7 protein-coding genes are annotated in these 12,588 nt (G+C 32.9%); 1 reads left to right on the plus strand and 6 read right to left on the minus strand.

The window, feature by feature from the left end; all coding sequences use genetic code 11:
- The 3 genes from B5X64_RS05295 to B5X64_RS05305 form a co-directional block, all read right to left on the minus strand.
- Window positions 1-4,812, minus strand: coding sequence for a DNA repair ATPase (locus B5X64_RS05295; protein ID WP_079464246.1), 4,812 nt, complete (start codon window positions 4,810-4,812; stop codon window positions 1-3).
- A 337-nt stretch (window positions 4,813-5,149) separates the two neighbouring features.
- On the minus strand, window positions 5,150-7,159 hold the full coding sequence (locus B5X64_RS05300; RefSeq protein ID WP_079464247.1) for a flotillin family protein: 2,010 nt from the start codon (window positions 7,157-7,159) through the stop codon (window positions 5,150-5,152).
- A 223-nt stretch (window positions 7,160-7,382) separates the two neighbouring features.
- Window positions 7,383-8,030, minus strand: a complete 648-nt coding sequence (locus B5X64_RS05305; RefSeq protein WP_079464248.1) for a hypothetical protein — start codon at window positions 8,028-8,030, stop codon at window positions 7,383-7,385.
- A gap of 199 nt (window positions 8,031-8,229) precedes the next feature.
- On the opposite strand from B5X64_RS05305, the gene B5X64_RS05310 reads away from it, so the two are divergent.
- Window positions 8,230-8,841, plus strand: a complete 612-nt coding sequence (locus tag B5X64_RS05310; RefSeq protein ID WP_079464249.1) for a helix-turn-helix domain-containing protein — start codon at window positions 8,230-8,232, stop codon at window positions 8,839-8,841.
- 19 nt (window positions 8,842-8,860) lie between these two features.
- Here B5X64_RS05310 and B5X64_RS05315 read toward each other — a convergent pair whose 3' ends face one another.
- The 3 genes from B5X64_RS05315 to B5X64_RS05325 form a co-directional block, all read right to left on the minus strand.
- Window positions 8,861-9,052: a hypothetical protein gene (locus B5X64_RS05315; protein WP_079464299.1), complete on the minus strand. Its 192-nt coding sequence runs from the start codon at window positions 9,050-9,052 to the stop codon at window positions 8,861-8,863.
- 47 nt (window positions 9,053-9,099) lie between these two features.
- Complete coding sequence (locus B5X64_RS05320) at window positions 9,100-10,392, minus strand: alpha/beta fold hydrolase (protein ID WP_079464250.1); 1,293 nt, start codon at window positions 10,390-10,392, stop codon at window positions 9,100-9,102.
- A 1,466-nt stretch (window positions 10,393-11,858) separates the two neighbouring features.
- Entirely contained in the window at window positions 11,859-12,548 is a 690-nt protein-coding gene (locus B5X64_RS05325; RefSeq protein ID WP_079464251.1) for a hypothetical protein, read from the minus strand.
- Between the last annotated feature and the right edge of the window lie 40 nt (window positions 12,549-12,588).

The following is a 12,588-nucleotide window of genomic DNA, read 5'->3' on the forward strand; positions in this document are numbered from 1 at the left end:
TCAATTTTTATTTAAAACATCTTTTATTCCATCGAGACCTTCGCTGAATTGAGCTAATAATGCAATCACCTGCATCATTCGGTCATTTTCACCTAAACCTTTTATTGATTTATTCTTTACAAAAGTTTTTTTAATTTCTTGCCAACGCGAATTTTCATCTTCCGAAAGTATATTCATCAATTCCTTCAATTTAAGCATATTCGCTTCTGCTCCGGTTGTTAATGTTTGAGATTCATTTTGGTAATGATTTAAAACAATCTGCAGTACTTCTTCCTCTTTTAAAATCGGCTGAATCTGTGTAATGAGTTTATTCATATTTCGGTAAGAACCCTGTAGTTTGAAAGATGGTTCGTTACGATAATCATCAGACATAGCCGCAGAAGCAATGTATTGCTTATTCACTTTTAAAACAATATTTCTTACTTTCAAGATGTTTTCGAGTACCTTTCTAAAATCTGAAATTTCGTTTGAACTAAAGTTTCCTGCCAAATCTACATTCGGAGAATTAGACTGAACACTGTCATACAAATGATACAGATTTTCCATTCCAAACTGAGTCAATCGGGTAAGATAATCGTTTGACATCAAAGAATTTTCAATCAAACTTAAATCAAACAACTCAGTTTTATTGCCTGAAATTTCGCCTAAATTATAAGTATCGGAACGGTTTGCCAACATATCAGGAATTTTGAATTTCTCACCGCTTTCAGTGTAAGGATTTCCGGCCATCACCAAACAGAAACGTTTTGACCTTAAATCATAGGTTTTACTTTCACCATTGTAAATCCCTTCAATCTTTCGCTGTCCGTCTGCCAAAGAAATAAATTTCTGTAAAAATTCCGGATTACAGTGCTGAATATCGTCAAGATATAACATCACATTATCACCCATTTCCAAAGCCAAATTCAACTTTTCAAGTTCCTGTTTTGCTCCTGCATTTTTTGCTTCGCTCGGATCTGTGGAAACAATATCATGACCAATTGACGGGCCATTGATCTTTATGAAAACCAATCCCATTCGATCTGCCATATATTCCATCAACGTAGTTTTTCCGTAACCAGGAGGCGAAACGAGGAGCAACATTCCCATTCTGTCGGTACGTTTATCATTTCCTACTGTTCCTAATTGTTTAGCCAAATTGGCACCAATCAACGGAAAATAAACATCGTTAATCAATCTGTTTCTTACAAATGAACTTAAAACCTGCGATTTGAAAGTATCAATTTTCAAGGCTTTCTTTTTATCGTTTACCCATTTTGCTTTTAATTCCTGAAACTGCTTGTATTTCGGAACAACCACTCCATTGAAATGAGTTAGACGAGCTGTAAATTCATAATAATTTAAACTGTAGTCAAGATCTTTTTCTAAAGATTTCAAACCTTTAAGAATCGCTTCATAAGCGATATGAAGAATGTTTTTAGTATCAAAATGTTGTGTTACAAAAAACACAGCCGTTTCTTTTTTAATATCATCTTCAAAATTGAGTTCTGAATTAAATAAAAAGGCATTTAAAGCACTTTCAGCAATAGAAAAACAAGCAGCTGGATACTTTTTCAACGCATCGAGCTGGTCGATAAATTCGAGGTCTTTCCCTTTTTCTTTGAGATCTTTTAAAAATGATTCATATAATAAACCTGCTTTTTCTGAAACTAAAAAGGCAGATTTGTTTTCTTTTCTTAAATAAAATGCAGCATTCAGACAATTTACCTCAGCAAAAAGATGATTAGCCAAAGCAAATGATTTTATTTCACTCGATAATTCATCATTAAGATACTGAAAACCTTTATCCGTCGTAAATGATTTTGAAACCAATGCTGCAGCCTCAAACTGTTTCTGATAATACTCTTTTTTTTCTTCATTCAGAAAATACCAAAATAATTGCGCTAAAGCCCGTTCTTTCGGAGTAAACTGCATCAATCCTAATTCATTATGCATTTGCTGAAGTTTTGAAACGATTGTCAATGCATCTTCATCGTGAATTCCTTTCACCAAACCTTCCCCAAAATGCTCCGTCATAAACTGCTGAATTGCAATTCGGTTTTGTTCTTCGGTATTGATATTTTTATTGTTTAAAAAAACATTCCATGCTAAATATTCGAAGCGTTTTACATTAGAATTTTCAGAAATATATTCCTGATTCCAGACTTCTTTGTAATCTAAAATGGTTTCAAAATTCAATGGCTCATAAAATCCGGTTCCTGTCAAATGATAATAATACTGCGCATTTCTCAACACCAAAGTAAGATCTAATTTCTGACGGTTGACTGCAAATTTGTAATCACCTAAAGCAATCACATTGTCACCGTCGGCATAGATTTCTTTTTTATCTTTAAGCTTTCTGACCGCTTCCTGCTGAGAAGTTTTCAATAAAGTCTGAATTTCTTCCGCTTTTGCAGAATCCTCAAAATCCATCAACTGTCGGGAAATATCTCTGATTTTTTCAACCATTAAATCGGTAGCGAAATATCCGTTTATCTCATTTTCAGAATCAAAAGACTCACCTTTCGTCTGAACAGATTTTAAAATTCGTTGTGCAGAATCGTATAAACTTTGAGTCCGTTTATTTCTAGACTCCGTTAACTGAACTCTTTTGTTTTGGAAATGACTATAAACCTCTTCTCTTTTTTCACCAATTTTCTCGATAAATTCATCAAAATCAACAAATTTTGTTTCCATTTCCTCCAACTGAATGGAAAGTTTGGTTAAATATTCATCACATTTTTCGGGAGTTTGAGACAATTCAAGAAAGTTAATCACTGACTGATCAAACAACGTCATTTGTGCCTGAAAATCTGCAGATAATTCTTTACCTGAAATTTCTCTTTTTCTTTTAGAAAGTTCTAATCTTTCCTGATTTAATCTTGCAAAAATCACAGAAATATTTTCAATAATCTGTGTCGATTGTGAAGTGTCTTCAATTTTTAAATTATTGACAATATCAACCAAAAGTTCAAGTTGCCCAGATAAATTATTGATTTCTTCCTCAATGGTTTTGGCGTCGATTGCTTTCTGTAAATTGATGATGTTTTCAGAAATTTGCTGTGCTCTGTTTTGATAAGGCAATAAAGAATCTTCCTGAAGCAGGAAATTCACACAGGCATTTGAAAGTTCTTCTGAACGCTCTGAAAGTGATTTTTCCAAAGAATCAAGAATAGCAGCATCCACATATTTCAGATCTCGGGCTCCGATAATTTCACCACGCAAAGCTCTGATCTGCGAAAGCATATCAATATATTCTGTCAGCTGAGAATAATTAATTCTTTTGGTATCGTCTAAAATTTTCTCGCAGGCTAGTTTGATTTTTTCAACCGCTTCGGAGGTGTTTTTTTTCTGCTCGACAACTTTTTCATATTCATTGATTGCCGAATGAGCAATATTCCTGATTTCTTTTAAAGGCTGATCGAGATTTTCAACCTCATCATCACTAAGGAAATAATAAGCATCCAAAATAGTAGTGGAAAGCTTGACAATATCGTCGTACAATCCGCTGTAAGAATCTTTTTTATTCAAAAGCGTGATCAATTCCTGACTTTCTGCCATGACTCTTACAATATCTTTATTCCCGATTTTGTAAAGAAGCGTATCTGATTTTTCGGTATTCGGTAATAATTCTTTTGAATATGGAGTCTGCCAAATCTGAGCTAAATGATGTTTTGTGGTTTCGAGAGTTTCTCTTAGATAAATTAATCTTCCATCATTTAAAATAGAAAAACCACTGCAACGAATCGGTGTCTCGATAGTTTGCGTAATGATATTGTATGAAATCAGCTGATAATTATTGGTTTTATCATCATAAAAAACATACATAAAGTTTTCACCATTCGGTTCCGAAATCGTTTTCAGATAATGAAGCCTATTCTGATCCTGAGAAATCACCTTTAAACCTCCCGTCTGCAAAGCATAACCGTTCGAGAAAAGAACGCCCTGATTTTCCGGAAGCAAAACTGCCGAATATTTCAAAGTATCAACTCTTGAAACTATTTTTTCTTTATGATTATAAATAAAATAACGCTCAGATTCCTGATAAGGTTTAATTTTAAATAAAACCAGATTATCAAGATCACAAAAATGAATTTCAGCATCGTCGAGGTTCTGATCTTTATGAATAACATCTTCAGAATAAATTCCTTTTCCGCTATCGGTATTGTCTTCAATTTTTATCGTGATGTCACCGCCAATCGACTCTACAAAAACTTTATCAGCCAAAGAAACGTGCGGAAATTTTCCACTTCGCTGCATATCTCTCGTTGCTTTCGTCCATGCGAAACCATGTTGTGGCGGATAAGTCACCTCCGAAGCACTTCGAGAATCAATATAAACCAACTTATCTTCCTTAATTAGCCATTTAAAAGCTTTGATATCGGAAGTACTTTCAGATAACTGAAAAACCATATACAGATAGTTTTCGGTAAAATGAAAGCGTGCAAAAAAAGTATTTCTGTAATATTTATAGAGATTTTTAAACTCGTCAATAAAAATTTCATCTCCAATTAAAGAAGAGTCCTGCGGTTCAAAACGATCGTTATTAATTTTATATATTGAAAAAACATCAGTGATATTGATCTCCGTCTGTAAACCCAAATGCGCATTAGAACCAAAGACTAAAATATCTTTCAGTGAGAAAATATCTTTGGCCACGCAGTTGTGCTCCGTAGAAATTCTTTCGTTGGCAATGAGCGAAAAATCTACTCCACCGAAAATCTCCTTACGGTTTTCGTTCAGCTTCTTAAGCCTTTGAACGAGGTCGTTTTTCTGCTCATTCAAACGGTTCTGAATTATTTCGTATGTCCCTGAATTTAATTGTTCTGACATATTTTAGATATTAGATGTTAGATGCTAGATTTTAGACTAGCATCGTAATGTTAAAAACATTTATTTTTTTAATCATTAAGAATTATTAAGTAATTAAGAGTCATTAAGTTTAGCTTCGCTTTAAGGTTCACGCTTATAAAAATCTAGTGATTTTCTTAACTGAACTTAACACCTTAATAATTCTTAATGATTAAATTTTTAAAATTCATATTGGAAAAAACTCTCAAAACATCATTGAAAATCACACAATGAGAGTTTTTAATTAATTTTATAGATAGGATTTTATCCTATCCTTTGTTAAATCGTCCCTTTGGGACTCTATCAGAAATTCATTTAGTTATCTGATTGGTTTTTGGTCGATGCCAAGATTTTTAGCCATATCCATTGCTCTTTCTAGAAGACCTCTTTCCTGCTGATTGGCGATACCGTTGAGTTTAAAAATCAGACTTGCAATACTCATATTTTTGATATCTTCTGAGGATACATTGTATTTTTCAACCATTCCCATTACTTTGCCAATGATGTTTTCACCATCACCCAGTAAATTTTCTTTTACCAAAGTAGCGTTTTCACTATGGCTAATGAATTTATCTAAACCTTTTCCTGCAGAAACCTGACGAATCACATTATCAAAGAACGTATTATCTCCACCCACGATGTCAATTTTTGCAGACTTGAATGCTTCCGCAAGAACGCCAGCCTGAGCTTGAGCAATATCTTTCTGAATTGAGATTTGCGCCAACTCCACTTCTTTTTCTTTTGCTAAAGTCAATCGGAATTCTTCATGCTCTTTTCCTGCATCGTTTAATTTTTTCATTGCTTCGGCTTTTTCGGTAATTCCGGCTGCTTCTGCAAATGCTTTTTCTTTAATAACTTCAGCCTGTGCAATACCTTCTTTTCTCTCTGCTTCCGCTTTTTTCTCAATAACAATCGATTCTACGATTCCCTGTCTTTCGGCTGCATCAGCTTTTGCATGAAGAACCTGAGCTTCAGATAAACCAACTGTTGCTTCTTCCTTCGCTTTTGCATCAGCAATAATTTTACGAGCTTCTGCTTCTTTTTCTGCTCCGTCACGTTTTGCCTGAGCTTCGATGACGTATTTTTGAGCATCTTTTTCTGCAGATAACCTTCTTGATTCTGCTGCTCTGGTTTCCTGGATTAATTTCTTTTCAGCTTCCTGAGTCGCCAAAGTGATTTCCACCTGTTTCGTTCTGTCTGCTGTTTTGAAAGCTTCCAGATCTTTAATTCCCTGCTGTTCTTCTACAACCGTTTTTTCCATCGTCAAACGCTCGCGGATCGCATCCTGAATATTTTTCTTCTCCAATTCGATTGCTTTTTCCTTTTCGATCTGAGCCAAAGAAACAATTCTTTCTCTTTCCGTTGCTTCCAACATTTGGTCTTTCTGTACTCTTTCAGTTTCCACCAAATCGGCACGTTCTTTATTTTTCGCAGCTATAACAACCTGCCTTTGTTTATTTTCCTCGGCGATTTGAAGTTTTTCTTCGGTTGCAATTCGAACAGTTTCATATTTTAAACGTTCTTCTTCAGTTACTTTTAAAATCTCAGCATTTTCTCGGGATTTAATATTAGCAACTTCTCTTTTTTGAGATTCTTCTTTTTCAGCCAATTGTTTTTCCAGCTCTAAAATAGCTTCACGAGCCTCCACATTTTGTTTCGTAATAATTTTTTCTTCATCTCTACGAACCTGATTGGCTTTAATATTTTGATTAGCCGTTAATTCAGTAATTTTTTTAATCCCTTCTGAATCTAAAATATTGTCTTTATCTAAATTCTCTATTTTTGTCTGCTCTAAATAATCAATCGCACAGTCATCTAAAACATAACCATTCAAATCTGTTCCGATAATATCTAAAATTTCCTGACGGAATTCACTTCTTGCCTCATACAATTCAATGAATTCAAACTTTTTACCTACGGTTTTCAAGGCTTCAGAAAATTTAGCTTCAAATAATTCTCTCAACGTGTTGATATCAGAAGCTCTCTGACAACCAATCGTCTGTCCCACATTCACAATATCATCCGCCGATTTATTAACTCTGATAAAGAAAGCCACCTGAATATCGGCTCTCATATTATCTTTACAAATTAATCCTGCTCTTCCTTCTCGGGCAATTTCCAGTTTTTTCACGGAAATATCCATCGATTCCATTCTGTGAATAACCGGAATTACAATCCCTGCATTGAAGAAAACTTTCGTTCCTCCATAACCGGTTCTTAAAATAACGATTCCCTGAACGGTTTTTTTATACATTGATAAAATCCAGAAAATCAATCCGAGCGATGCTACCACAACGACAACAATCCCAACAATCAAAGGTGTATTCATATTTTTATAGTTTATTTATTTTAATGTGTTTTTAATTTATTTAAATCATCAAAATCATTTCCCTATCCCTAAAGAGAGTAATTTCAGATTCTTAAGAAACTTCGCATCCTTTAGGGACGGATAAACAAAATTTCATCATGAGTTAATACTTTTAATTTTTAAAGAAAACAGTCTAAAATTTTAATAAAAAGTATCATAAAAAAAGCGATCATTATTTCATTGTTTAAAATCTTATTTCTTCTGCTACGTAATAAATTCTTTTCTCCCGATCTTCATCCACAATATATACAACCGTTCCGTGATTAATCACCTCTCCATCTTTACTTCTCACCATTAAAATCATGGGGTCATTTCCTATAAAAACTTCAAGCATTCCGGTTTTAGCTCCGTGAATTGTTGATTTCATTCTTCCTTGTCTGCCAAGAAAATCGTGAGAAACTTCACCTTTATGATTAATTTCTCTGAAGAAAGGATTCAACGGTTTTAAAATTAATTTAGTCAACAACATGCTTACTAAAAATATAGGAATCACAAGTAAAGCAGAAACCCACAATCCTAAAGATAAAAATGCTTCGATATAAAATGAACCCAACCATGTTAACAAAAGTGACAATGTGAGAAAATAGGTAATCGGCACAATATCAAGATTCAGAAACTTCAAAAATTGAAGCCAGCCAGAAGCATCATCCGGAATATGAATATGCCCATCCGGACTGTCTATATCTGCATCAAGATCTGCATCAATCCCAACATCAATATCCAAACCTGTGATGATGGTAAAAAGCCAATAAATCACAGACAAAATCAGCAGCACGCTCAAAACCGTATTGACCGGCGAAAAAGCTGTAGTTAAAAATTCATGATAGGTCATATGCGTTTTTTTAAAATTAATCAATTCACAACAAATACCAATTTAAATAAAACATTTAAAGCATTACAATCTAAAAACTTCACTTATTTACTTAATTTTGACTGATTGCACACAAATATAATAAAATTTAATCAAATTGCAAATATTATTAGCAAATTAATTAAATTTAATATTACATTTGCAAAAAAGATTAGAACACATGAGTTTTTTCGGAGCTAATATTAAAACAATAAGACAGGCAAAAGGTTTAAGTCAACAAGCGTTCGCAGATTTATTTGATTTAACCAGAGGCGTTATAGGCGCTTATGAAGAAGGAAGATCCGAACCTAAAATATCCACCCTACTCACTGTTGTACATTACTTTAATCTGGATTTAGACAAATTCTTAACGGTTCCTTTAACTATCGATGATTTAAATAAACCGGAAAATTTCGAAAAATTCCAATTATCTTTCAATTCAGATTTACCTTATGAAGAAAATAACATTGATAATAATATTAAATATAACTCACTGCAAAAAGCGTTAGCAAATATTGATTTAATCTATGAATTTACAGAAAGTACATTGCTTTTATCAAATTACAACCTAGGAGACTTCTTGTTTTTAATAAAATCTAATATCTTAAAGCAAAACCCTGAAACGCTATTATTTTTGGAAGAAGGAAGTTTGAAATACCTTTCTTCGATTGCAAAAGAAGATTATTCTAAAAAAGAAGTGTATAAAATTTCCGGCTATCTTTCTTTTGAGCAAAAAAATATCCTCTCCAGTATTTTGGAAAGGATTGAGATTTTGGAAAAAAGAGGGAAATAAAATCTAATATTCTTTTATTTTATTTCTGACCTCGATGCCTGAGACTTCTGATTAAAAAGAAAACAGAAAATAGAAAAGTGCAGAGATAGACAATACTCAATGCCGTCTTGTCGACCGTCAGGGTTCTAAAATCAATTTGCTTCCATAATGCACCTCCTACAATAATGGCGATGATAGCGAAGAAAAACGTTCCTCCTTTTTTATTTTCCATAGTTGTTATTTTTTTAGTTTTAATTAGCAATCTTGCGAGAACAACTTTTATATTTTTTCAAAAAAATCCAAAACAGCTTTATTAAATTTCTCAGGCATATTTTGGGGAGCTTCATGATCTCCACCTTTAAAAATAAGCATTTTACCATTCGGAATTTTATCTGCAATAAGTTTGGTGTGTTTTTCTGGCATCACATCATGTTCTCCCGCCATCACTAAAGTCGGCGCTTGTATTTTTTTCAATTCGTCTGGATTGATATTGGGCTCGGTAAGAAGAAGTATTTTTAGACGGTAATCCATATTGTTTTCTGCGACACCTTTTGCTTTCATTTCTTTCACCTGTTGATTGAGAATTTTATTGATTTTAGGATCTACAGAAGTTTTGTTATTGTACAAAACCGTTCCCATAATTGCCATTTTCTTGACTTTATCAGGATGTTCCATTCCTAAAATGACCGCAATGTTTCCACCGTCGCTCCAGCCTAAGACGTTTACATTTTTAAGATTCATTTGATCTAAAAAAACATTCACATCATCCGCCATTAATTCATAAGTTAGCTTTGTATCGTTTGAAGTTGAATTTCCCTGACCGCGACTGTCTAAACCAATTACCTGATATTTTTTGCTTAAAACTTCGAGCTGATTATTAAAACTTGCCATCGAACTATTGTTTCCGTGAATTAACAAAAGCGGTTCGCCTTGTCCGTAGACTTCATAGTATAATTTCACACCATTTACATCCATCAACTTTCCGATTTCTTTATTATTTCCGAAACCAGATGTAACGACAGCAGCTGAATTATCAATAAACAAAGACTGCTTCCCTGATAAAGGTTTAGCATCTGAAATTGACATTGTAGAACCGTCATCTTTAGCATAAGACTGCCAAGGCATCAAAGATGCATCTTCAAAACCACCGTTTTTTAAAGGAACTTCTATCTTATTTTTGCCTTCCAAAATGAACAATTTAAAATCATCAAGGTAATAACTTCCTTTACCCGCAACAGAAATTCCTACAGCGATTCCTTTTGCGTTTTTAATAATTTTTCCCCTAAGCTCATATGGACTCCATTCTCCTTTTTTATAATAAATCTGTGCATCATCGCTATGAATCATGCCTTTCATTCCTGTTCCTTTTCCGTCCAGAAACAAAGCACTTAATACCATCCATGAATTATTACTTATATCACTGTTGTAAAATATTTTTCCTTCAAGAATAAAATTCTTACCCTGATATTTTTCAATATTGACTACCTGAACAACCTGATAAAGCTGGCCTGATATTTTAGAAAAAATAATAAAAAAGAGAAATAGAAAAAGTTTCAAAGTTAATCTTATCATGGTGATGTAATTTTAGTTATTAAATGATATACAGAAGACAATAAATGTTTCAATTTGGTTACAGCCTTTTTATAAAAAACTTATATTACATTTCTTTAAACGGCTTATAACAAAGATATAAACCTTCTAATTTTATTTCACAAAATAAAGATAAAAATACAAAATATTATTTTCCAAATAAAAAAATCCTTCCCGAATTTGGAAAGGATTTGAATGATTCATTAAAATAATAAAAGGTAAAAATCAAGAAAAGAATGCGGGGCATGTCAAGCCGGAGTCGAACCGGATAGCCTTGCCGGAGTTACCAACTTCGCTATTCCTCCCCATGAGTGAGACGAAGTATCTTTTCTCTACGACACTTTTATTTTTTTAAACAAGGCAACAGTCAAAAAGTGTGTCGTGCTCTAACCAACTGAGCTACTCTCCCAATAGAAATTGTGTTTTATTGGTGGAAGAGACGGGACTCGAACCCGCGTCCCCGTCGTGATAATCGAAGTAACACTATTCTACGGCACTTGTTTTTATTTTTCAAATTAAAAAGAGGCGAAAGGCGAGAAAACCACGAATAAGTCTTAACACTTATTTTCTGGATTTGAACCAATATCATAAGATTTACCGAAGTAAGTTTTCTTTACGGCACTCTTTATTTAAACTGAATTTAAAAGAGGTAACTCATTGAAACACTTCCCAATCTTTTTCAAGATCGTTTGGACTCGAACCAAAATTACACCAAGAAGTAAGTCTTTTCTACGACACTCTTTATTTTTAAATCAAGGTAAAAATTAAGAATCTTTCAGTGCTTTTGCTCTACCGACTGAGCTACTCTTCCGTTTTTAAGGAAAAGGCAGGATTCGAACCCGCGACCCAAAGATTAAATATCTAAGTATGATTCTAAAACGACACTTGATTTTTTTATATTTTTAAAACCGAGCAATTTTTAAAAAGAGTTTTAAATTCAATGTAAAGTCGAAGGAACTCTTTTTTACGGCATCAGTTGTTTTAAAGTAAGGTAAAAATCAAACAGAGACTTACCGACAGAGCGATACCAATTACGCCATCTCGGATTTCCAAGAACAGGAGTCGAACCTGTATTGCTGTCCCCAAACGAAGAAATTCTGTTTTACGACACTTACTTTTTTGTTATTTGTTATTTATTATTGCAAAATTATTGCGTTGGTGCGCATTCTTTTTACGCAGTTGAAATTTATTTTGAATATTTATTTATTGTTCGTTTTGCCTTGAAGCAAAAGAACCAAAAATTCAAGGCTTGGAAACTCCGGCTAAAAATAATCTATACTCTCTAAAAATTCTAAAACTTGCGCGAATTCAATATTTGTTTTTCGATTCGATATCTGTGTCGCGCTTCAAACAGTAGAATTTTCTTAACGTTCGTATAGCTTATTTTCTTAACGCCTACATTTCCTATGTCGTCATTGCGAGGAGCGGAGCGACGAAGCAATCTTTAATTATTTAAAAAGCATTTCATTAAAATTCGGTATAACTTCTTTAGCCATAATTAAAACTTGTTGATTTTTTTCTCGAATATAATTCTGTTCTAATATATCTGTTAAGAAGTTATGTAAATCATTAGTGATTTTGAAAAACTCAATAATCATTTCTCCAGTTTTATCTCCATCAAATTGAATTATTGTGTTGTAGTATAAATCTACATCATCGCTAATATGACCACTAATATTATTTCTAATAATTTTCATATCAGCTTCGTATTTATACTCTTTTTTAAAAACTTTTATTGAATTATTAATATTTACAAAATTTTCTTTAAGATGCGGAAGTGCATTTTCTGAAAGTTCATTTAAGAATTTTCCATATTTACTAAATGTTTTAAAAATTTCAAAAACAGTTAAATATACATTTTTTTTTACATAAATTTTCTCCCAGTTATTTGAAGCATTATAAAGCATTTTGCTCGACACCGCTAAATCAAGATTAGCTATTGCAAACAATGAACTGACATCATTAATTTTCCTCACTAAATCAAAACCATTCAAGCATATATCAATATCATTCTTATCAAAATGTGTTTTTACATAATCAATTATTTTATTTACTTTCTGTGCTGTATCTAATAAACCTGTAAAAACAGCAACTGTAGAATCTGCAGAATTATTAAAACTTTTATTCATTGTTTTCATAATTATTATTTATTGGGTTTTTATTCCTAGCCCCGATTGC

Source organism: Chryseobacterium balustinum (assembly GCF_900168205.1).
Lineage (GTDB): Bacteria > Bacteroidota > Bacteroidia > Flavobacteriales > Weeksellaceae > Chryseobacterium > Chryseobacterium balustinum.